We start from the raw sequence: 21,159 nt of genomic DNA, 5'->3' as shown, positions 1-21,159 counted from the left end.
TCCTCGCTCTGGCCCGCCCTCTCGAAAATGTACCCGGTCGGTAAGCCGGAACTGGACGATCTGAGAAGAACGGCGTATGAGGCTATTGCATGAGATCCTGTGCGACAGCCTTATTTTTATGCACAAATGCACCCCAAAATTTAAAAAGTATGGTATACTGGTACAAAACTGGTTCCATAGGGGAGAAAAGAATGCAATATAAGATTCTGGCAAGCGATTACGACAATACACTGGTGCCCTTTGGTGAGAGCAAGCCCCACCAGAAGGTGGTCAGGGCGGTAAAGAAGCTGCAGGCCGCAGGCGGCAGATTCGTGCTCAGCACCGGCCGTGCCTATCCGTGCGTCAGCCTCAAGGGGCAGCTGGGCGGCATCCGGTTCGACTACGCCATCACCTGCAACGGTGCCTGCGTGGTGGACCGCGAGGGCCGCATCGTGGCAGAGCACCCGCTCACCGCTGAGGAAATGTATGCGCTGGTGGATTTCTGTGAGGATTATAACTATCCGCTGCAGTTCAATTTCAGGGATGCCTGCTACGCCTACTGCGAGTATGAATATCTGCACAGGGGCTACCGGCAGATGAACAGCATCGGGCTGGACTGCGTGGACGGCGAAGATCAGGACCGCCACCTGATCGATATGCCCCACGCGGCCTTTGCGGCAGTGCCGCCGGAGCACGTAGCAGATTTTGCGGCAAAGTACGGCCATCTGGGCCTGCACTGGATGCAGGTGGGTGCGCAGAATGCCGACGGCCTGTGCTACTACGACATCGTGCGCGGAGGAATGGACAAGGGGGTTGGCCTTGCTGACCTGTGTGAAAAAATGGGTCTGACGCTGGCCGATGCCGTAGCGGCAGGGGATTCTGCCAACGATGTGGGCATGCTGAAGGCAGCGGGCCTTGGCTGCTGCATGGCAAACGGCACGCCGGACGCAAAGGCTGCCGCCGACCGCATCATTGGCGACGTGCGGGAGGACGGCGTGGCGGCACTGATCGAGGAGCTGTGGTTCGACGGCCCCACAGCGGTGCCGTCCGGCCGCGACCTTGGCTCGCCTTGGGATAAAATTGAAAGTGCAGGCGGACAATGAGCTTTGACCCGGTGTATAACGAACACAGCCGGGCGCTGATCCTGGGCACATGGCCCAGCCCCAAAAGCCGCGAGATGGCCTTTTACTACGGCCACCCGCAGAACCGCTTCTGGCCCATGCTGGCCGCGCTGACCGGGGAGCAGACGCCCGCGCGGGAGGATATCGAAGCCAAAAAGCAGATCATCCTGCGCCATGGTCTGGCCCTTTGGGACACGCTGGAACGCTGCACCATTACCGGGGCGTCGGACGCTTCCATCCGGGATGCGGTGCCGAATGACATCGCCGCACTGCTGGAAAAGGCACCCATCGAGGCGGTGTTCTGCAACGGTGCGGCAGCTTACCGCATCTATACAAAGTATCTGCAGCCGGTGTCCGGCATCGCGGCCGTCAAGCTGCCCAGCACCAGCCCGGCAAACGCCGCCTGCCGCCCGGAAACGCTGCGCGCGGTCTGGGGCGAAGCGCTGGGCCCGTGGATTTCCAAATGATTGCAAGGTTGTAAATTATCCGTGAAACCCTTGCGTTTTTCGCCGGGTGCGGTATCATGGATAACATAAGGGGAAGCTACCCCAAAGAAGGAGAAGGTTCATGAGTAAGATCATCCGCACCCAGAAGCCCAGCGTTCTGCCGTTTTATGCAATGGCGCTGGTCTTTTTGGGATTGTGCGCGGTACTGCCGGTGTATAAGCTGTGGGCGCTGCTGGTGGCGCTGGGCGGTGCCCTGATCGCCTTTGGCGCGGCGCAGAAGGTCTGCCCGCCCCGGGTGGTGGAGCACGAAGTGCCCTTCCACACCGGCGTGGAGGATGTGGACGCGATGCTGACCGACATCCAGCAGAAACTGGATACCCTGCACACCCTCAACGAGCAGCTGCCGGACCCGCAGCTCTCTGCCGCCATGACCCGCATGGAAAAGGCGGGCCGCTCCATTGTGGAGGCGGTGGAAGCAAACCCGGAAAAGGCAAAGCAGGTGCGCAGGTTCGCAAACTATTACCTGCCGGATGCGGTGAACGTGCTGCAGCAGTATGCAAAGCTGGCAAAGCAGGGCGTGCGCGGCGAGAATGCCGCAGCCATCCGTACCGAGGTGGAGCACAATGCTGCTTCCATTGCCACGGCGTTTGAAAACCAGCTGGATGCCCTGTACGCCGCCGAGAGCATGGACCTTTCTGCAGACATCACGGTGCTGCAGAGCATGCTCAAGGGACAGGGACTGAGCTGAAGAAAAAGGTAACCGGTATTTGGAAAGGAAGGAATCTCTTATGGCAGACAATACATTCAACTTTGATCTGGATGCACCCGCTGTGCCCACCCTGACACTGGACCCCGCCCCGGCAGCGGAGGAAAAGGCTGCGCCCGTCCAGCAGGAAGCCCCCGCTCCGGAGGCACAGGTGAACCTGACCCCGGAGGAGCAGGCCATGGTGGACCAGTTCGCTGAGAAGATCGACATTACCAACAGCCAGCAGGTGCTGCAGTACGGCTCTGCCTGCCAGAAAAAGATCGGCGATTTCTCCGAGGCTGCGCTCTCCAAGGTATCCACCAAGGATCTGGGCGAGGTGGGCGACATGATCACCAGCCTGATCGGTGAGCTGAAGAGCTTTGATGCCGGTGAGGAAGAGAAAAAGGGCATTCTGGGCTTCTTCAAGAAGAAGGGCGACCAGCTGGATGCCATGAAGATGAAGTACAACAAGGCAGAGACCAACGTGGAAAAGATCCAGTCCATGCTGGAGGGCCATCAGGTACAGCTGCTCAAGGACATCGCCATGCTGGATAAGATGTATGATCTGAACATGGCCTACTTCAAGGAGCTGAGCATGTATATTCTGGCCGGCAAAAAGAAGCTGGCCGATGTGCGGGCAAACGAGCTGCAGCAGGCCATGGACAAGGCCAAGGTTTCCGGCCTGCCGGAGGACGCACAGGCTGCCCGCGATCTGGCCGACCAGTGCGAGCGGTTTGAGAAAAAGCTCTACGATCTGGAGCTCACCCGCAACATCAGCCTGCAGATGGGCCCTCAGATCCGCCTTTTGCAGAACAACAACACCATGATGGCGGAAAAGATCCAGTCCACCATCGTCAACACCATCCCGCTGTGGAAGAACCAGATGGTGCTGGCACTGGGTCTGGCCCACAGCCAGCAGGCCATGCAGGCCGAGCGTGCCGTTACCGATATGACCAACGACCTGCTCAAGAAAAATGCCGAGGCCCTCAAGATGGGTACCATCGAGACCGCCAAGGAGTCCCAGCGCGGTGTGGTGGACATCGAGACCCTGCAGCAGACCAACAAGAGCCTGATCGAGACGCTGGACGAGCTGAACAAGATCCAGAGCGAGGGCCGCGCAAAGCGTGCCGCCGCCGAGCAGGAGCTGAACCGCATCGAGGACGAACTGAAAGCAAAAATGATGGAGATCCGGAGCTGAGATGGCAAACGCAGATTTTTCGCAAAAACAGAACAGCACTCCCGGCGGCTTTGACGCGGGCAGCTACCGCGAACAAAAGCAGCCGGAGCAGGCTGTGCCGCTGACCCCTTTGCAGCAGAAGCTGGCGGGTGCGGAAGCAAAGCTGCCTGCCACCCTTTCCACCCGGGCGGCGGCGCTGGCCCTGAGCGTGGTGGTGATGCTGGCGGCCTTTTTGGGCTTTGGCAGCGCCAAGCTGCGCAGCCGGTACAACGAAGCCCGCAAATGGTATACGGTGGGTGTGGCGGCAGACAACGGCTATAACCTCAGCGAGGAGCTGACCACCCGCATGAACACGGCGGCGAACATCATCACCACCGCCGGCAACACGCTGGGGGCCGACAGTGCCGAGGTGCAGGCTGCACAGACCGCGCTGAACGACTTCTCGGCCTGTCTGGAAGCGGTGCAGAACGGCGGCAAAGCGCAGGCTCTCACCTCGCTGCCCTATTATCAGGGCAGCACGATGCACGCACTGTATCAGGCCAACGAGGTGCTGGGTTCGCGGATCGACCAGCTCTATGCAAAGCTGCAGGAGCAGGCTGCAGACCCCATGAAGATGGGCGCAGTGCAGGGGCAGTACGGCCAGTTCAACAGTGCGGCTACCATCATCGGCACCCTGCAGTACAACGATGCCGTTTACGACTACCAGAAAGAGACCGGCGGCTTCCCGGCCAGTGTGCTGGGCAGCATTGCCGGGGTAAAGGAGGTTGAACCCTTCGCATGAAAAATTTTGCAAAGCGCGTGAGCGCTCTGGTGCTGGCCCTTGTAGTGGGCGCAGCGGCCCTGTGCCCGGCGGCATTTGCCGCCGCCAGCCTGCCGGATCTGCCCAGAGATCAGTGTGTGGTGGATGACGCCAACGTTCTGAGCGACAGCACCACCCAGACCATCATCGACCTGAACAACCAGCTGCAGTCCAGCTGCAACGGGGCACAGATCGGCGTACTGACTGTAGATTATACGGGCAATTATTCCACTGAGGATTATGCAACACAGGCCTTCAACGCATGGGGCATCGGTGATGCCGCAAACAACAACGGCGTGCTGATCCTGCTGGTGATGGAGTCGCCCATCTATGAGGATGGCGATTACTACGTGACCTACGGCGACGGCTTCCGCAACACCACGCTGGAAAGTCAGGCCAGCGCCCTCGCCCAGACCATGGAAGGTGATTTTGTTAACCGCGATTACAGCGATGCAGTAATCACCTGTGCCAACAATGTGGCCGACACCATTGCAAGTGTTTATGGGGTAAATCTGAACAATGGCAGCTACGACGATGGCAGCTACAACGATGGCGGCTACGCGGAGCCGGACGACGGCCCCACCACCTTTGAGGATGTCGTTCTGGGCATCGTGATCCTGTTCATGTCCCTGCTGGTGATGCTGATCATCGTGCTGTTCGTGTTCCGGGTGTTCGTTGCACCCATCGGCCATGCAGTGGGCTGGAACTGGGGCCCCTTCGCATGGGGCTACATGGCAGGCTCGGCCCGTCGGCGTTATCGTCCCGGCCCGCCGCCCCCTCCGGGCCCCGGCTTCGGTCCCGGATACGGCCCGGGCTATGGCCCCGGCCCCCGCAATGACCGGCCCCGCCCGCCCCGGAACAACAACCGGCGTCCGCCCCGTCCTCCCATGGGCGGCGGCTTTGGCGGCGGTTCCTTCGGTGGCGGCTCGTTCGGCGGCGGCAGCTTCGGCGGCGGCTCCTTCGGTGGAATGGGCGGCGGCTCCAGCCATGGCGGCGGCGGTGGACGCGGACGGTAATGCCGCTGCGCGGCAAAATGCCCTCCGCGCTGCTTTGGGCCGTTTCAGCGGAAGAATTATTTGAGATTTTGGGGTTCTGAAAAGCCTGCGGGCTTTTCAGAACCCCTTTTTCACGGATGGGATCGGGGCGGCAAGAAGCAGCTGCCGTGCCGGTCTTGACGGAAAACATTGCCGCTCTCTTTTCTACCTCTTTTATCATGAAGGAAATTCATTTGACAAAATAACTTTGCTAATCTATACTGAAAACCATGCAATTACAGTAAAATGTGTCATATAGAGGGAGAATCACCATGCTGACTCTGGATAAGATCTACCACGCCGCCTTTGTGCTCAAGGACGTTGCCCGCAAGACCGACCTCATTGAGGCATCCAAGCTTTCCAAGGACTGCCATCTGTACCTGAAGACCGAGAATCTGCAGGCCACCGGCAGCTTCAAGGTGCGCGGCGCTTACTATAAGATCAGCCAGCTCTCCGCAGAGGAGAGCGCCAAGGGCGTGATCGCCTGCTCTGCGGGCAACCATGCGCAGGGCGTGGCACTGGCTGCCACCCGCCGCGGCATCAAAAGCATCGTCTGCATGCCGGACGGTGCGCCCATCATGAAGGTGGAGAACACCAAGAACTTGGGCGCAGAGGTGTGTCTGGTGCCCGGCACCTACGACGACGCCCACGACAAGGCCGTGGAGCTGCAGGAAGAGACCGGCATGACCTTTATCCACCCCTATGACGATGAGCAGGTCATCGCGGGGCAGGGGACCATCGGTCTGGAAATTCTGGATCAGCTGCCGGATGTGGATGCGGTCGTTGTGCCGGTGGGCGGCGGCGGCCTGATCTCCGGCGTGGCCTTTGCCATCAAGAGCCTGCGCCCGGAGGTAAAGGTGTACGGCGTGCAGGCCGAGGGTGCCCCCAGCATGTACCGCAGTCTGCATGAGCACAAGTATCAGACCCTGAAAGCAGCCTCCACCTTTGCAGACGGCATTCAGGTCAAGACGCCCGGTGAGCTGACCTACCAGATCTGCGAACAGTATGTGGATGATATCGTCACCGTCACCGAGGACGAGACCGCTGCCGCCATCCTCTCCCTGATGGAGAACCAGAAGCTGGTGGCCGAGGGTGCCGGAGCCGTGCCGGTGGCTGCAGTGCTGTTCCACAAGCTGCCGGTCGAGGGCAAAAAGGTGGCCTGCGTTGTCTCCGGCGGCAACATCGATGTGAACATCCTCAACCGCGTCATCACCCGCGGTCTGGTGATGAGCGGCCGCAAGGCCAACATGACCATCGCACTGGAGGACAAGCCCGGCCAGCTCAAGAAGGTGGCGGAGATCGTTTCCCGCTGCGGCAGCAATGTGGTGTCGGTGCAGCACGATGGTTCTGACCCCAACATGCCCATCTCCAGCTGCTTCCTCAAGCTGACCCTTGAGACCCGCGATGCGGCGCAGATCGAGCAGATCCGTGCAGAACTTGCAAAAGAGGGTTTCCAGCTGGTGAGCGAAAGAGTATAATAGAAGAAAAAAGAAAGGAACGTTTTATCATGAAAGTCGTTTCTACTTCCAATGCACCCGCCGCCATCGGCCCCTACAGTCAGGCCATCGATCTGGGCAATATGGTGTTCGTTTCCGGCCAGATCCCGGTAGACCCTGCCACCGGAAAGATGGCCGATACCGTGGAGGAGCAGGCTGCACAGAGTCTGGCAAACCTCAAGGCCATTCTGGCGGAGGCCGGCCTTTCCATGGCAAATGTGGTCAAGACGGTCATCTTCCTTGCCGACATCAACGATTTTGCCGCTGTGAACGCCGTGTATGCCAAGGCATTTGCAGAGCCGTTCCCCGCACGCAGCTGTGTGCAGGTGGCGGCCATCCCCAAGGGCGCAAAGCTGGAGATCGAGTGCATCGCCGTGCGTGAGTGAATGCACACAGACTGTTTCTGAAATACCGGACAAAAAGAGAGCCGCAGGATGCTGCAAAGCAGCGTTCCTGCGGCTCTCTTGCGGAATGCGTGAGGGCGCGGGGGTCACTTCTGCACCCCGGCCTCGCACTGTTCAATAAACTGCTTTGCCACCCGGGGGCTGCGGCCTCCGGCGCGGATGGCAAAGGCCTCGGCCTTTACCAGCAGCTGATCCATGGGCATATCGATGCCGTGCTGCTTTGCCAGCTCTGCCAGAATGGTCTCGAACCGGGCCTTCTCCGGGCGCTGGAAGGTGACGGTCAGGCCGAACCGGGCGGAAAGGCTCATCAGCTCCTGCCGGGTGTCGGCTTCGTGGATGTCATCGCCGGTGCGGTCGGTCAGGGTCTCCTTGATCAGGTGGCGGCGGTTGGAGGTGGCATATACCGCAATGTTCTCGGCCCGGCCGCCTACGCTGCCTTCCAGAATGGCCTTCAGGGCGGCAAAGTTGTCGTCGTTGGCGGTAAAGCTCAGGTCGTCGATGAACAGGATGAACTTGAGCGGGTTCGCCGCCAGCCTGTCCATCAGATCCGGAATCTGGTACAGCTGGTTCTTTTTCACCTCCACCAGCCGCAGGCCGTCGGGCGCAAACTCGTTGGCAATGGCCTTTACCGCGCTGGACTTGCCGGTGCCGGCGTCACCGTACAGCAGCACATTGTTGGCGGGCATTCCGGCCAGCAGGGCCCTGGTGTTGGCAATGACCTTTTCCCGCTCCTTCTCGTAGCCGGGCAGCTCGGAAAGACGCTGGGGGTCGGGGTACTTCACCGGCACCAGCTGGCCGTTTTCCACCGTGAACACATGGTGCTTGGCAAACATGCCGTAGCCCTTTCTGCCCACCTCGCTCATGCGCTGGGCGTAGGCGGCAGGCAGATCCAGCTGTGCCGTCTCCCACCGGGGAAGAAAGTCCAGCTCCTGTGCCTGACCGGCAGCAGAACCGGCTGCGGCCAGCAGCTCGTCCAGCGTCAGGCCGCACAGGGCCTGCAAAAAGGCCAGCTCGCTGTCCAGTGCAGTCTGCAGCACCGGGGCAAGGGTGCCCGCTGCAGCCTGCCGCACGCAGACGGTTTCGGCTTCCAGCACGGCGGCGCTGAGGTAGCTGCCCCAGTTGGTGGTGTGCTCGAACAGCGCCGCTTCAAATTGTGCCACGGCGTCACACACCGGGCCGCAGCCGGGCGCACCGGCTTCCATGCGGTCGGTCAGATCCGCAAACTTTGCCACCACGGGATCGTCCAGCAGGCTGCGGAAAATAACAAGCCCGTGCAGCCGGGCATTCCATTCTCTCAGTTTCATATTCCTGTCCCTCTGATTTGAGCGTGTGATAAATAAACGCGCAGGCGCGCATATCAGAAGTATACAGCAGCTTCTGCCAAGGCGCAAGAGGTGTTCAAATCCCTTCATGTTTGAGATGCTTCAGGAGACAAATCATCGATTGACAAAAGCCCGATTTATAGTATAATTTACATCAGCAAATGCGCAGATGGGAAAAAGTACCACACGATCCCCACTGTTCAGAGAGCTGCCGTCTGGTGCAAGGCAGTCAGCGTTTCGTGCGGAAAATCATCCCGGAGCAGCCTGCCCAACGGGTGCAAAACCCTTGTAAGCAGCGCCGGTTGCAGCCGTTACCGTGCAGGGCTTTGTTGGAAGCCCGTGAGAGGGTGTGCACAGCACGCCAACGAGAGTGGTACCGCAGAGAGCTTGATGTTACAAGGTCTTTGTCTCTTGAAAGAAGCAGGGGACAAGGGCTTTTTCTTTTTCTTTTTCAAAAGCTCTCCCTGAGGGAATGGATAAGAAGTGGAACAGGAATAGGAGCAACACCATGCAGTTGAATGGTTCTCAGATCTTTGTAGAGGTCCTGTGCGAGCAGGGCGTGGACACCCTTTTTGGTTATCCCGGCGGCGCAGTGCTGAACCTTTACGATGAGCTGTACAAGAATTCGGACCGCATCACCCATGTGCTCACCGCCCATGAGCAGGGCGCTGCCCACGCGGCAGACGGCTATGCCCGCGCCACCGGACGCACCGGCGTGGTGCTGGCTACCAGCGGCCCGGGTGCCACCAATCTGGTCACCGGCATTGCCACAGCCTATATGGACTCGGTACCCATGGTGGCCTTCACCGGCAACGTAGCCACGGCGGGCCTTGGCACGGACAGCTTTCAGGAAGCCTACATTGAAGGCATCACGATGCCCATTACCAAGCACAACTTCACGGTGCGCCGGGTAGAGGAGCTGGCCGATACCATGCGCTCTGCCTTCCGCATTGCACAGAGCGGCCGCAAGGGCCCGGTGCTGGTGGATATCCCCAAGGACGTGACGGCGGCGGTGTGCGAGTTCACCCCCAAAAAGCCGGAGCCCATCCGCACCGTGACCACCTTCGACGCAGAGCGGGTGAAGTGGGCGGCAGACCTCATCAATGCGGCGCAGCGCCCGCTGGTCTACTTTGGCGGCGGCGTGCGCAGCGCAGCTTCCTGCCAGCCCCTGCGCGACCTGCTGAAGAAGGCCGAGATCCCTGCGACTTATACCCTGATGGCCGCAGGCGTCGTGCCCTACGGCGACCCGATGAACATCGGAATGGTGGGCATGCACGGCTGCTACACCTCCAACCGCGCTGTGGCCGACTGCGATGTGCTCATTGCAGTGGGCACCCGCTTCTCGGACCGTGTGGCCCTGAACCCCAAGACCTTTGCAAAGAACGCCACCATCATCCAGATCGACATCGACCCCAGTGAGCTGGGCAAGAATGTGGAAGTCGATCTTTCCATCGTGGGCGATGCGGCTTATGTGCTGAACGCCATGCTGCCCCAGATCAAGGAGAAAAAGCATCCGGAGTGGATGGCTATGATCCACGAGTGGCAGGCACAGGATTACCACCCGGTGTCCGACCCCACCCGCCTGATGCCCCATCAGGTCATCGGAGAGGTGTGCAATCAGTGCGGCCCGGAGGCCGTGTATGTGACCGATGTGGGCCAGCACCAGATGTGGGCAGCGCAGTATCTGCGCCACGCCAAGAGCCGCGGCTTCATCACCAGCGGCGGTCTGGGTACCATGGGCTTTGGCTACGGTGCTGCCATCGGCGCACAGATGGCCCTTGGCCGGGATCAGCGGGTGGTCATGTTCACCGGTGACGGCTCCTTCCACATGAACCTGAACGAGGCCTGCACCGCTGTGAGCTACGAGCTGCCCATCATCACCGTGATCTTCAACAACTCGGTGCTGGGCATGGTGCGCCAGTGGCAGACCACCTTCTACGGCAGGCGCTACAGCCAGACCGACCCCCACCGCAAGACGGATTTCGTCAAGCTGGCAGACGGCTTTGGCCTGAAGGGCTACCGCTGCACTAACCTTCCGGAGTTTCAGGCTGCTTTTGCGGATGCGCTCAAGCAGAAGGGCCCCACATGGATCGAGTGCATCATCGATAAGGACGAAAAGGTGCTGCCCATGATCCCCGGCGGCGGCGATATCAACGACATCATCATGGAATAAGGAGGACACAGCAAAATGGAAACCAACAAACGCAGGGTCATCAGCCTGCTGGTGGACAACCAGAGCGGTGTTCTGGCCCGTGTGTCCAGCCTGTTCTGCCGCCGCGGCTTCAACATTGACAGCCTGACCGTTTCGGCTACCAACGACCCGGCGGTCAGCCGCATCACGGTCACAATCACCAGCGACGAAAAGGCGCTCAGCCAGCTGATCCTGCAGACCGAGCGTCTGGAGGTCACCCGTCAGGTGTTCGTGCTGGACGGCGAAAAATCGCTGGAACGGGAGCTGCTGCTGCTGAAGGTGGCGTCCGACGTGCACAACCGCAGTGAGCTGCGGGAGATCGCCAGCATCTACAAGGCAAAGATCATCGATCTTTCGCCGGACAGCATGGTGTTTGAACTGATCGGCAAGCCGGATAAGATCGACGCCTTCCTGAAAATGTTTGCGGATTATAAGATCCTGGAGCAGTGCCGCACCGGAGTCACCGCACTGGAGCGCGGCGGGATGCACCAGCACATGCAGAAGCCGCCGCAGGAGGTGCGCGCAGCGCAGCTGCCTCTGCCGGGGACCCACTGCCCGGAGAGAAAATAAGAACGAACCCTCTCTGTCACGGCTGCGCCGTGCCACCTCTCCCGAAGGGCGAGGTTTTATGCATCATCAAAAGAAAAGGTATGATAAAAGCTCCCCCCTCGGGGGAGCTGGCATCGAGCAAAGCGAGATGACTGAGAGGGTTAAAACTTCGCTTTTCCGCTCTCAAGGAGCGAAAAAATAAAATGTTTAGAATCAGCCACTGAATAAACACAAAACAAAAAAGGAGAACAACTACCATGGCTATCAAGAAATACTACGATTCCGACTGCAACCTCGGCGTGCTGGACGGCAAGACCGTTGCTGTCATCGGCTTCGGCAGCCAGGGCCACGCCCATTCCGAGAACCTGGCCGAGAGCGGCGTGAACGTCGTCGTCGGCCTGCGCAAGGGCTCTGCTCACTGGGAGAAGGCTTCTGAGTTTGCAGCAACTCACGAGAACTTCAAGGTCATGGAAGTGGAAGAAGCTGCCAAGGCCGGCGACGTTGTCATGATGCTGGTGCCCGACGAGCTGTGCGCCGACATCTACAACAAGCAGGTGGCTCCCTACATGACCGAGGGCAAGGCACTGGCCTTTGCACACGGCTTCAACATCCACTTCAAGACCATCACCGCTCCCAAGAATGTGGACGTTATCATGATCGCTCCCAAGGGCCCCGGCCACATTGTCCGCCGCCTGTACACCGAGGGTGAGGGCTGCCCCTCTCTGATCTGCGTGGAGCAGGACTACACCGGCAAGGCTAAGGATATCGCTCTGGCATACGCTTCCGGCATCGGCGCAGGCCGTGCAGGCATCCTGCAGACCACCTTCAAGGAGGAGACCGAGACCGACCTGTTCGGCGAGCAGGCAGTGCTGTGCGGCGGTGTTTCCGAGCTGATCCACGCCGGTTTCGATACGCTGGTGGAAGCTGGCTACGAGCCCGAGATGGCATACTTTGAGACCTGCCACGAGATGAAGCTGATCGTTGACCTGATCAACGAGGGCGGCTTCTCCAAGATGCGTTACTCCATCTCCAACACCGCTGAGTACGGCGATTACCGCACCGGCAAGCGCCTGATCACCGCCGAGACCCGCAAGGAGATGAAGAAGGTCCTGACCGAGATCCAGGACGGCACCTTCGCTTCCGAGTTCCTGACCGAGATGAGCCCCAACGGCGGCCGCAAGGTGCACTTCCTGGCAAAGCGCCGCATGGAAGCAGAGCTGCCCATCGAGAAGGTCGGCGCAGAGCTGCGCAGCATGATGAGCTGGCTGAAGAAGTAAGAGGAAAACCCTCTCAGGCCGCCTTTCGGCGGCCAGCTCCCCCGAAAGGGGGAGCTTTTGTTGAAAGTGGGAACCTTATACTTATAGATCCTCCGCAAAAACCTCTCCCCTTCGGGAGAGGTGGCACGGCGCAGCCGTGACGGAGAGGTTTTTTGACAGAAAAGAGGATTTGAAATGAGAAGCGACAATGTGACCAAGGGCTCGGAGCGCGCTCCGAACCGAAGCCTGTTCTACGCACTGGGCTATACCAAGGAAGAGCTGGAGCGCCCGCTGATCGGCGTGGTGAGCGCCTACAGCGAGATCGTGCCCGGCCATATGAATCTGGACAAGATCGCCGATGCCGTAAAGGCCGGTGTTGAGATGGCAGGCGGCACCCCCATCCTGATCCCTGCCATCGGCGTGTGCGACGGCATCGCCATGGGCCATGTGGGCATGAAGTACTCGCTGGCTTCCCGCGAGCTGATCTGCGACAGCGTGGAGACCATGCTCATGGCCCACCAGCTGGACGGTCTGGTGCTGGTGCCCAACTGCGATAAGATCGTGCCCGGCATGGTGATGGCAGCGGTGCGCATGGATGTGCCCGCTGTGGTCTGCTCCGGCGGCCCCATGCTGGCCGGTACCTACGGCGGCGAAGAGGTCAGCCTTTCCAAGATGTTCGAGGCTGTGGGTGCCTACAAGGCCGGTATGATCACCGAGGATCAGCTGGAAGACTGCACCTGCAACTGCTGCCCCAGCTGCGGCAGCTGCTCCGGCATGTACACCGCCAACAGCATGAACTGCCTGTGCGAGGCCATCGGCATCGCACTGCCCGGCAACGGCACCATTCCTGCCGTCTACTCCAAGCGTCTGCAGCTGGCAAAGCACGCCGGTATGGCCATCATGGATATGGTCAAGAAGGGCATCACCGCACGCCAGATCATCAACGAGCGCTCCATCCGCAACGCTCTGACCTGTGATATGGCGTTGGGCTGCTCCACCAACACCGTGCTGCACCTGCTGGCCATCGCCTATGAGGCCGGTGTGCCCATCGACCTGAAGCTGTTCAATGAGATCAGCGCCAAGACCCCCAACCTGTGCCATCTGGCACCGGCCGGCCCCACTCACATGCCGGATCTGTACGCCGCAGGCGGCATTCCTGCTGTGCAGGCAGAGCTGGCCAAGAAGGGCCTGCTGGATCTGGATGTGCCTACCGTTACCGGCAAGACGCTGGGCGAGAACATCAAGGGCGCACACATCCTGAACGACAAGGCCATCCGCCCCATCGACAACCCCTATTCCCAGACCGGCGGCCTGCAGATCCTGTGGGGCAACATTGCACCGGACGGCTGTGTGGTCAAGCGCAGCGCCGTGGCCCCCGAGATGCAGCAGCATTCCGGCCCGGCCCGTGTGTTCAACAGCGAGGACGAGGCCATTGCCGCCATCTACGCGGGCAAGATCGTCCCGGGCGATGTGGTGGTCATCCGCTACGAAGGCCCCAAGGGCGGCCCCGGCATGCGTGAGATGCTGAACCCCACCTCCGCACTGGCCGGCATGAAGCTGGACAAGACCGTGGCCCTCATCACCGATGGCCGCTTCTCCGGCGCAAGCCGCGGTGCAGCCATTGGCCATGTGAGCCCGGAGGCTGCTTCCGGCGGCCCCATCGGCCTGATCGAGGAGGGCGATACCATCAACATTGATATCCCCAATGCCTCCATCACGCTGGAGGTCAGCGACGAAGTCCTGGCCCAGCGCAAGGCAAAGTATGTTGCACCCGAACCCAACATCAAGACCGGCTGGCTCAGCCGCTATGCACGCATGGTCACCAGTGCAAATCTGGGCGCCGTGCTGAAGTAATTTGATGATCTAAGCAAAAACAGAGGGACGACCCCGCGTCGTCCCTCTGTTTTTTTGTTTCCTGCAGGCCCGCAGGCCCATAGATAAAAAGAAAGCGACAAAGCAGACAGGCTTTGTCACTTCTCAGGCAAAAATTTATTCTCCGTGGCCGAACAGCACTGCACGGAAGGTTGCAAAGATGATCTTCCAGTCCACCAGGAAGCTGCGCTCCTTGACATACTTCACATCCAGCGCCATCCACTCCTCAAAGCTCAGCTGGTTGCGGTGCGGGGCGATCTGCCAGTAGCAGCTCAGGCCCGGCGTCACGTACAGCCGCTGCCATTCATAGGGGGTGTACTGGGCCACCTCACGGGGCAGAGCCGGGCGCGGGCCCACAATGCTCATATCGCCCTTGAGGATGTTCACCAGCTGAGGCAGCTCGTCGATGCTGGTCTTGCGGATGAAATGGCCCACCCGGGTGATGCGGGGATCGTCCTTCATCTTGAACACCGGGCCGTCCATCTCGTTGTCCTGCAGCAGATCGTTGAGCTTGCTCTCAGCGTTCGGGCACATGGAACGGAACTTGTACAGCCGGAACAGCTTGCCGTTGCGGCCCACCCGCAGCTGGCTGAACACCGGGCTTGCACCCGGGCTGTCGATCCAGACTGCAATGCAGGTAAGGAGCATCAGCGGGGAAAGCGCGATCAGCGCCAGCAGAGAAAAGAAGATATCCTGTGCGCGGCGCACACACCAGTAAGCGCGGTGCTCATGAAGATTCGTCTTACGGTCGACCGTGACCGGCTTGCGGATGCCAAGCTCTGCGCCGGGCTCCTCCATCCGGCCGGTCTGCAGCCAGTATTCCGCTTCTGGCGCAGTGGTTACAGTTGTCATACTCAGATTCACTCCATCTTAGTCCATAACAGAAAATAAGGAGAGCCCCAAACTCTCCTACACAGTTATTGCACCTATTGCACAATAAAACTGCAAACTTCTGTACAATTTTACCATGTGCACAGGCAGATTGCAAGAGAGTTGAACCATTTTTTTGTCTGGTATGTCAGAAAAAGCCGGATCAGAGGGGGAAAAACGATGAACAGACAGACCGGTGTGCCGGAGCCTTACCCGAACAGGCTCTTTGTGTTGTGCATATAGACCGACAGCACAAGCCCCACGCAGATATACAGCATCAGCACCGAGCTGCCGCCCGCAGAATAAAAGGGCAGGGTGACGCCGATGACCGGCAGCACCCGCAGGTTCATGCCTACGTTCACGGCGATCTGAGCCATCAGGGCACCGCCGATGCCGGCGCAGATATAGCTGCCCAGCAGATCCTCGCTGCGGGCACCGGTGGCAAAGGTCTTGATCACCAGTGCCAGCAGGGCACCCAGCACGATGCACAGGCCCACAAAGCCCATGGTGTTGCCTATCCAGCTGAGGATAAAGTCGTTGTGGGCGTTGGGTACGCTGTAGTACCGGCCGCTGAACAGGCCGTTGCCGAAGATGCCGCCGGAGCCGATGGCGATCTCGCCGCGCTGCTGCTGGTAGATGATGTTTTTCCAGGTGGTCTCGTTGGGTGCCCAGCCGGTGGTGTTCTCCGGGTCGATGACGGCCAGAATGCGGTACCACTGGTAGCCCTTGCCGATCTTATCACTGAAAAAGGCGAAGGCTGCGGCCACTGCGGCAGCGGCGGCTGCAATGGCTCCGATGATATACTTCCAGCTCAGGCCCGCCGCAAACATCATGCTGCAGCCGATGATACCGTAGATGATGGCGGTGCCGTCATCGCCCTGAACATGGATGATGGCGATAGGCACCAGCAGGTGCAGCAGCAGCTTTGCCAGCTCCTTGGGCTCATTGATGCGGCTGCGCACATTGTTCAGGTGCATGGCAAAGGTGAGGATGAAGCTGATCTTTGCCAGCTCAGTGGGCTGGAAGGTAAAGCCGCCCAGCTTGTACCAGGAGTAGTTATCGGTATCACCGGCGTTGAAGCCGATGGTCAGCGGGCCGATGGTCACGTTGCGGATGAACAGGGTGGGCAGCACAAGGCCCCATGTCAGGGCCACATGCACCGGCCACACCTTGACGAGGCTGCGGTAGTCGATGCAGGAGAGCAGCAGCGCAAGGATGATGCCCAGCACCGCCGCACCGGCCTGCACCAGCGCACGGCGGTAATCGCCGATGCCGATAACGGCACCGGTGAGCTCATCGGTGGCAAAGCCGCTGCCCTGCTTTGCGGCCCAGGAGGCCAGTGCCACCACAGCCATGGTGCTGCTGAAGATGCACAGCAGCAGGTAGAGCTTATCCGTCCGCTTCAGATATTGTCGAATGCTTTCCAAGAAAGCACCACCTTTCGTTTCCAGATGCACACCGGGCCCGGCTGCACGCATAGGCAACACAAACCCAGTTTATCCTTATTATACACAGATGGCACAGCGTTTTCAATCTGCCGCGTGGAACAGCCTTGCAAAATCTGCGCGGATGCTTGACAAAGCGGACGGCAGCATCTACAATGAAGGCACGGCAAACACGGATGAAGTTTTTGCTGCGGGAAGAAGATGGAACGGCCGGTCATCGGCCGGGCAGGCATCCTGCCTGCCGGAAAAGGGCCCTGTGCTGCATGGGCGCACGGCAGGCCCGGAGGGAATGGGAATGAAACAGAATAGACCCTGCCGCCTTGTGTGTGTGCTGTGTGTGCTGGCTTTTGCACTGACAGCTCTGCCCATGGCGGCTTTTGCACAGCAGCCGGAGGAAACCGCCGCTGTGCAGCAGAGCCTGACGGCTGCGGATGTGCGTGGGATGCAGCAGGCAGATGCTGCAGTCACGGAGCTGACCGACAGCGAGGATTACACCCGGATGAGCGAGGACGAGCGCATCGATGCAGCCCTGCAGCAGCTGGAAGAACTGACCCGGCAGGGCCTTGTGAAGCAGGGCTCTGTGTACACCGATGCCGAAAACGGCATGGTGAGCTTTACCTACAGCTGCGGTGCGCTGGGTGGCATTCTGGTGGCAGACCCGGAGGAGGAGAACGCTGCCGCTCTGCCGCAGCTGGAGAAAGAACAGCTGCAGCAGCTGGCCGAGAACAAGCGGGTGGGCACGGCGGCCATCTATTACGCCTTTGACAACACCATCAACAGCGCCCGCTACCCCTACTATGCCTATATGCAGACCTATTGGGATTCGGTGGGGCTGCAGACCAGACTGGACACTACCGTTACCGTGTCCGACCTGCGCAGGATGGGTGATTATGACCTGTGCATCCTGAGCACCCATGGTGCCTACTATACCTATGAATACGGCTGGCTGTGGAAAAGGACCGCCACCGAGCCGCTGATCCTGCTGAGCGAAAAATCAGAATTCTGGAGCGACCTGCGCTATGGCTTTGACCTGCTGGCCCACCGTGTAGTCAAGGTGAACGGCATGTATGCCGTCAACGGCGATTTCTTCCGCAGTGCATACCGGGGCAATGGCATCGTGCTCAGCGAGACCTGTGAGTTCTATGGCAAGAACGGCCATGTGGACACCGCTATGGCAGACGGCCTGCTGGCAGGCGGTGCCAAAGCCGTGATGGGCTATGTGAACAATGTGTACTCGGTGTACTCCCGCAGCATGCTGTGGGCCACTGTGAACCGGATGATCGAAGGCGAAACGCTGGAGCAGGCCGTGGACTATGCCAAGAGCATCTACGGCACCGATGATATCATCTGGTACAACGAGCAGGGCGGCAGACGGCCCCATGCAGCGGCATCCTATGCGATGCTGAGCGGAAGCCGGAGTGCCGTGCTGCCCAACCCCTACACGGCAGAAGAAGCTGCGGCTGCGGCCTGAGCAGACCCCGCAGCGGTCAAGGAAATCAACTTTTGATGCTTGACCCAGAGCTAAAGCCTTCACCCCTTGGGGGGAAGGTGGCGCGTAGCGCCGGATGAGGGGTATTTAGGGCAAGATGCTGTTGTCCTGCGCCCTCATCAGTCACCTGCGGTGACAGCTTCCCCCGACCGGGGGAAGCCTTTAGAGGAAAATTGATTTCCGTGCGCAGCGGTTTCTTGGCATTGCGCTTTTGTGCAAAGTATATTATACTAAGGGATGGCAGAGCTCTGCCGTCCCTTTTGCTTTATAAAATGAGGTAAGCTTCATGTCTGAATATATCACCCACTCCCGTGCCGAGACGGTGGCGCTGGGCGCACGCATGGCCGGCGCACTGGCACCGGGCTCTCTGGTGGCCTTTACCGGCGGACTTGGCGCGGGCAAGACCGCTTTCACCGAGGGCCTTGCGCAGGGCCTTGGCTGCACCGACCCGGTGTCCAGCCCCACCTTTGCCATTGTGAACTATTACCGCGGCCCGAGACCGCTGGCACACTTTGACCTGTACCGCATTTCCACCGAGAATGATCTGTGTGCGGCAGGCTTTTACGATTATCTGGATCAGGGGGCCGTTGTGGCGGCAGAGTGGAGCGAGAATTTCGCCGACCTGCTGGCGCTGGAAGACCCCATCCGGGTGGACATCCAGCGCGTGGACGAGAACACCCGAAGGATCACCATTGAGGGGGTAACGCTATGAATATCTTAGCCGTGGATACGGCGGGCAAGACGGCCGGTGTGGCCCTTTTGCAGGACGACCGCCTGCTGTACGAGGTCTATCTGGACGCGGGCATGACCCACAGCGAGACCCTGATGCCCATGATCGACACCTGCCTGAAGATGTGCGGCATGACCTGCGCGGACATCGACCTGTACGGCGTCAACGCCGGTCCCGGCAGCTTTACCGGCCTGCGCATCGGTCTGGCAGCGGTGAAGGGCCTTGCCTTCCCGCGGGAGACGCTGTGCGCACCGGTGTCTACGCTGGAAGCACTGGCCGCAGCACACACCGGCGAGGGCACCGTGCTGTGCGCACTGGATGCCCGCCGCGCACAGGTGTACAGCGCCGCATTCGAGCTTTCCACCCACCGGCGCCTGCTGGAGGACGATGCCCGGGCTGTGGCTGATCTTGCAGAATTTGTAGAAAATTGCAAAAAGCCCCTGTTTTTTGTTGGTGATGGCGCTTCTCTGTGCTATAATAAATACAGCAGTGTGCCGGGCGTGCTGCAAACGCCCCTGGCGCTGCGCGGCGGACGGGCTGCAGCGGTAGCCCTTGTGGCAAAGCAGATGGCCGCAGCCGGACAGGCTGTGCTGCCGGAGGCGCTGCTGCCGGATTATCACCGCCTGAGTCAGGCGGAGCGGGAGCGCGCAGAGCGCCTTGCGGCCGAAGCTGCGGCAAAAAAAGAAAAAGCTTGAATTATAGTTTGCGTTACAAGAGAAAGGACGTTTTTCCATGGCAAAACCCATTGCACTGGCCGCTGACCACGGCGGATTTGAACTGAAGGAAGCTGTCAAGGCACATCTGAAGGAGCTGGGGCTGGAATACATCGATTTTGGCACCCACAGCACCGACAGCGTGGATTACCCCGACATGGCAGTGCCTGCCTGCGACGCCGTGGTGAACGGCCAGTGTGAAAAGGCACTGCTGTTCTGCGGCACCGGCGTGGGCATCAGCATGGCGGCAAACAAGATCAAGGGCATTCGTGCCTGCTGCTGCTCCGACAGCTTCAGCTGCGAGTATACCCGCCGCCACAACGACGCCAACGCCCTGTGCATGGGCGGCCGCGTGGTGGGTGCAGGCTTGGCCTGCCAGCTGGTGGATATCTTCCTGAACACCGAGTTTGAGGGCGGCCGCCATCAGCGCCGTATCGACAAGCTGACCGCACTGGAGAACCGCTGATTCTCAGGTTTGACGATTGGAATGGCCTCCGTTTTACTCTGGCCATGAATCAAGGAAAAAATATTTTTTTGATTTCGCGTTTGTCGCGGCCCCGACGCTTGTCAGGGCAAAGCCCTTCCATCTGCTATCGCAGATCGCTCGCCTGCTTGAAAGACCCACTGGGGCTTTCATTGCTGCGCAACCGCAGGGCCGCTCCAAACGCATTTTCACAAAAGGGGCCGTAATGGGCAGCTGCATAGAAATACTGCAGTGCAGATGCCGTTTTTTCGTTACGACCCTTCTGATCATGGCGAAGCGCATGCGGAGCCGTTTCAGAGCGTGATCCCGTACCCGATAGAGTTATCTATTTAAAATAAGGAGCGTGTTTTTATGACCCCGATGATCGTTGAGCATCCGCTGCTGCAGCACAAGCTGAGCATTCTGCGCAACAAGCAGACCGGTACCAAGGAGTTCCGTGACCTCGTTGGCGAGATTGCAACCCTGCTGTGCTACGAAGCGACCCGTGACCTGCCTCTGGAAGAGGTGGAAATCGAGACGCCCATCACCATGGCAAAGACCAAGGTGCTGGCTGGCCGCAAGCTGGCTCTGGTGCCCATCCTGCGCGCAGGCATGGGTATGCTGGACGGTATGCTGACCCTGCTGCCCGCTGCAAAGGTGGGCTTCATCGGCCTGTACCGCAACGAGGAGACCCTGCAGCCCGTGGAGTACTTCTGCAAGCTGCCGCAGGACATTGCAGAGCGTGACGTTCTGGTTCTGGACCCGATGCTGGCCACCGGCGGCAGCGCCATTGACGCCATCACCCAGATCAAGAAGCATGGCGCAAAGCGCATCAAGTTCATCGGCCTGATCGCTGCTCCGGAAGGCATCAAGGCCCTGCACGAAGCACATCCTGATGTGGATATCTACCTCGGCGCAGAGGACGACCACCTGAACGAGAACGGCTACATCGTTCCCGGTCTGGGCGACGCCGGCGACCGTATCTACGGCACCAAGTAAAAAACTGTATCGCAGAAGGGCAGCTGGAAACAGCTGCTCTTTTTTGTGCAGACGAAAAG

General features: G+C 59.8%; 20 protein-coding genes and 1 other annotated feature. Of the genes, 17 read left to right on the top strand and 3 right to left on the bottom strand.

Annotated elements, in window-relative coordinates:
* Positions 1-191: 191 nt before the first annotated feature.
* The 8 genes from ACNSPV_RS03325 (at position 192) to ACNSPV_RS03290 (ending at position 7,183) form a co-directional block, all read left to right on the top strand.
* Positions 192-1,082, top strand: a complete 891-nt coding sequence (locus ACNSPV_RS03325; protein WP_348584639.1) for an HAD family hydrolase — start codon at positions 192-194, stop codon at positions 1,080-1,082.
* Positions 1,079-1,567, top strand: a complete 489-nt coding sequence (locus ACNSPV_RS03320) for a DNA-deoxyinosine glycosylase (protein WP_348584640.1) — start codon at positions 1,079-1,081, stop codon at positions 1,565-1,567. The genes ACNSPV_RS03325 and ACNSPV_RS03320 overlap by 4 nt, the downstream gene beginning before the upstream one ends.
* 100 nt (positions 1,568-1,667) lie before the next feature.
* The gene (locus ACNSPV_RS03315; RefSeq protein WP_348584641.1) at positions 1,668-2,294 is read left to right on the top strand and encodes a 5-bromo-4-chloroindolyl phosphate hydrolysis family protein; all 627 of its coding nucleotides are present in this window, start codon (positions 1,668-1,670) and stop codon (positions 2,292-2,294) included.
* Between the two features lie 40 nt (positions 2,295-2,334).
* Positions 2,335-3,489, top strand: coding sequence for a toxic anion resistance protein (locus tag ACNSPV_RS03310; RefSeq protein WP_348584642.1), 1,155 nt, complete (start codon positions 2,335-2,337; stop codon positions 3,487-3,489).
* A gap of 1 nt (position 3,490) precedes the next feature.
* Entirely contained in the window at positions 3,491-4,249 is a 759-nt protein-coding gene (locus ACNSPV_RS03305) for a LemA (protein WP_348584643.1), read from the top strand.
* Positions 4,246-5,283, top strand: coding sequence for a TPM domain-containing protein (locus tag ACNSPV_RS03300; RefSeq protein ID WP_348584644.1), 1,038 nt, complete (start codon positions 4,246-4,248; stop codon positions 5,281-5,283). Before ACNSPV_RS03305 ends, ACNSPV_RS03300 begins: the two co-directional genes overlap by 4 nt.
* 290 nt (positions 5,284-5,573) lie before the next feature.
* Complete coding sequence (ilvA, locus tag ACNSPV_RS03295; protein ID WP_249238061.1) at positions 5,574-6,779, top strand: threonine ammonia-lyase; 1,206 nt, start codon at positions 5,574-5,576, stop codon at positions 6,777-6,779.
* 29 nt (positions 6,780-6,808) lie between these two features.
* Complete coding sequence (locus tag ACNSPV_RS03290; protein WP_097774035.1) at positions 6,809-7,183, top strand: RidA family protein; 375 nt, start codon at positions 6,809-6,811, stop codon at positions 7,181-7,183.
* Between the two features lie 104 nt (positions 7,184-7,287).
* Here ACNSPV_RS03290 and ACNSPV_RS03285 read toward each other — a convergent pair whose 3' ends face one another.
* Positions 7,288-8,505, bottom strand: coding sequence for an ATP-binding protein (locus tag ACNSPV_RS03285; protein WP_348584645.1), 1,218 nt, complete (start codon positions 8,503-8,505; stop codon positions 7,288-7,290).
* A gap of 175 nt (positions 8,506-8,680) precedes the next feature.
* Positions 8,681-8,938: a binding site (T-box leader), on the top strand.
* Positions 8,939-9,031: 93 nt separating this feature from the next.
* Here ACNSPV_RS03285 and ilvB point away from each other — a divergent pair.
* From ilvB to ilvD, 4 genes are all read left to right on the top strand, one after another.
* Positions 9,032-10,696 carry a biosynthetic-type acetolactate synthase large subunit gene (gene ilvB, locus ACNSPV_RS03280; RefSeq protein WP_348584646.1) on the top strand — a complete coding sequence of 555 codons (1,665 nt, stop codon included), beginning with the start codon at positions 9,032-9,034 and terminating at the stop codon, positions 10,694-10,696.
* Between the two features lie 15 nt (positions 10,697-10,711).
* On the top strand, positions 10,712-11,284 hold the full coding sequence (gene ilvN, locus ACNSPV_RS03275; RefSeq protein ID WP_339395412.1) for an acetolactate synthase small subunit: 573 nt from the start codon (positions 10,712-10,714) through the stop codon (positions 11,282-11,284).
* A gap of 236 nt (positions 11,285-11,520) precedes the next feature.
* Positions 11,521-12,540, top strand: a complete 1,020-nt coding sequence (gene ilvC / locus ACNSPV_RS03270) for a ketol-acid reductoisomerase (RefSeq protein ID WP_005942218.1) — start codon at positions 11,521-11,523, stop codon at positions 12,538-12,540.
* Positions 12,541-12,714: 174 nt separating this feature from the next.
* A complete protein-coding gene (ilvD, locus tag ACNSPV_RS03265; RefSeq protein WP_097774031.1) occupies positions 12,715-14,373 on the top strand; it encodes a dihydroxy-acid dehydratase in 1,659 nt (552 codons plus the stop codon).
* Positions 14,374-14,508: 135 nt separating this feature from the next.
* Here ilvD and ACNSPV_RS03260 read toward each other — a convergent pair whose 3' ends face one another.
* Both ACNSPV_RS03260 and ACNSPV_RS03255 read right to left on the bottom strand, forming a co-directional pair.
* On the bottom strand, positions 14,509-15,189 hold the full coding sequence (locus ACNSPV_RS03260; protein WP_249238692.1) for a sugar transferase: 681 nt from the start codon (positions 15,187-15,189) through the stop codon (positions 14,509-14,511).
* 281 nt (positions 15,190-15,470) lie between these two features.
* A complete protein-coding gene (locus tag ACNSPV_RS03255) occupies positions 15,471-16,688 on the bottom strand; it encodes an FtsW/RodA/SpoVE family cell cycle protein (protein WP_339395411.1) in 1,218 nt (405 codons plus the stop codon).
* 313 nt (positions 16,689-17,001) lie between these two features.
* On the opposite strand from ACNSPV_RS03255, the gene ACNSPV_RS03250 reads away from it, so the two are divergent.
* From ACNSPV_RS03250 to upp, 5 genes are all read left to right on the top strand, one after another.
* A complete protein-coding gene (locus ACNSPV_RS03250; RefSeq protein WP_348584647.1) occupies positions 17,002-18,177 on the top strand; it encodes a hypothetical protein in 1,176 nt (391 codons plus the stop codon).
* 304 nt (positions 18,178-18,481) lie between these two features.
* Positions 18,482-18,907: a tRNA (adenosine(37)-N6)-threonylcarbamoyltransferase complex ATPase subunit type 1 TsaE gene (gene tsaE / locus ACNSPV_RS03245; protein WP_249238068.1), complete on the top strand. Its 426-nt coding sequence runs from the start codon at positions 18,482-18,484 to the stop codon at positions 18,905-18,907.
* Positions 18,904-19,620, top strand: a complete 717-nt coding sequence (gene tsaB / locus ACNSPV_RS03240) for a tRNA (adenosine(37)-N6)-threonylcarbamoyltransferase complex dimerization subunit type 1 TsaB (protein ID WP_348584648.1) — start codon at positions 18,904-18,906, stop codon at positions 19,618-19,620. The genes tsaE and tsaB overlap by 4 nt, the downstream gene beginning before the upstream one ends.
* A gap of 37 nt (positions 19,621-19,657) precedes the next feature.
* The gene (gene rpiB, locus ACNSPV_RS03235; RefSeq protein WP_348584649.1) at positions 19,658-20,104 is read left to right on the top strand and encodes a ribose 5-phosphate isomerase B; all 447 of its coding nucleotides are present in this window, start codon (positions 19,658-19,660) and stop codon (positions 20,102-20,104) included.
* Between the two features lie 369 nt (positions 20,105-20,473).
* Complete coding sequence (upp, locus tag ACNSPV_RS03230) at positions 20,474-21,100, top strand: uracil phosphoribosyltransferase (RefSeq protein WP_249238071.1); 627 nt, start codon at positions 20,474-20,476, stop codon at positions 21,098-21,100.
* Positions 21,101-21,159 lie beyond the last annotated feature (59 nt).

It is taken from the genome of Faecalibacterium sp. 3 (assembly GCF_048323735.1).
In the GTDB taxonomy this organism is placed as follows: domain Bacteria; phylum Bacillota; class Clostridia; order Oscillospirales; family Ruminococcaceae; genus Faecalibacterium; species Faecalibacterium wellingii.
This window is presented reverse-complemented; position numbering and strand designations above follow the sequence as displayed.

Coding starts and splice junctions, on each gene's coding strand:
- ACNSPV_RS03325 (WP_348584639.1), top strand. CDS start 192: ATGCAATATAAGATTCTGGCAAGCGATTACGACAATACACTGGTGCCC.
- ACNSPV_RS03320 (WP_348584640.1), top strand. CDS start 1,079: ATGAGCTTTGACCCGGTGTATAACGAACACAGCCGGGCGCTGATCCTG.
- ACNSPV_RS03315 (WP_348584641.1), top strand. CDS start 1,668: ATGAGTAAGATCATCCGCACCCAGAAGCCCAGCGTTCTGCCGTTTTAT.
- ACNSPV_RS03310 (WP_348584642.1), top strand. CDS start 2,335: ATGGCAGACAATACATTCAACTTTGATCTGGATGCACCCGCTGTGCCC.
- ACNSPV_RS03305 (WP_348584643.1), top strand. CDS start 3,491: ATGGCAAACGCAGATTTTTCGCAAAAACAGAACAGCACTCCCGGCGGC.
- ACNSPV_RS03300 (WP_348584644.1), top strand. CDS start 4,246: ATGAAAAATTTTGCAAAGCGCGTGAGCGCTCTGGTGCTGGCCCTTGTA.
- ilvA (WP_249238061.1), top strand. CDS start 5,574: ATGCTGACTCTGGATAAGATCTACCACGCCGCCTTTGTGCTCAAGGAC.
- ACNSPV_RS03290 (WP_097774035.1), top strand. CDS start 6,809: ATGAAAGTCGTTTCTACTTCCAATGCACCCGCCGCCATCGGCCCCTAC.
- ACNSPV_RS03285 (WP_348584645.1), bottom strand. CDS start 8,505: ATGAAACTGAGAGAATGGAATGCCCGGCTGCACGGGCTTGTTATTTTC.
- ilvB (WP_348584646.1), top strand. CDS start 9,032: ATGCAGTTGAATGGTTCTCAGATCTTTGTAGAGGTCCTGTGCGAGCAG.
- ilvN (WP_339395412.1), top strand. CDS start 10,712: ATGGAAACCAACAAACGCAGGGTCATCAGCCTGCTGGTGGACAACCAG.
- ilvC (WP_005942218.1), top strand. CDS start 11,521: ATGGCTATCAAGAAATACTACGATTCCGACTGCAACCTCGGCGTGCTG.
- ilvD (WP_097774031.1), top strand. CDS start 12,715: ATGAGAAGCGACAATGTGACCAAGGGCTCGGAGCGCGCTCCGAACCGA.
- ACNSPV_RS03260 (WP_249238692.1), bottom strand. CDS start 15,189: ATGGAGGAGCCCGGCGCAGAGCTTGGCATCCGCAAGCCGGTCACGGTC.
- ACNSPV_RS03250 (WP_348584647.1), top strand. CDS start 17,002: ATGAAACAGAATAGACCCTGCCGCCTTGTGTGTGTGCTGTGTGTGCTG.
- tsaE (WP_249238068.1), top strand. CDS start 18,482: ATGTCTGAATATATCACCCACTCCCGTGCCGAGACGGTGGCGCTGGGC.
- tsaB (WP_348584648.1), top strand. CDS start 18,904: ATGAATATCTTAGCCGTGGATACGGCGGGCAAGACGGCCGGTGTGGCC.
- rpiB (WP_348584649.1), top strand. CDS start 19,658: ATGGCAAAACCCATTGCACTGGCCGCTGACCACGGCGGATTTGAACTG.
- upp (WP_249238071.1), top strand. CDS start 20,474: ATGACCCCGATGATCGTTGAGCATCCGCTGCTGCAGCACAAGCTGAGC.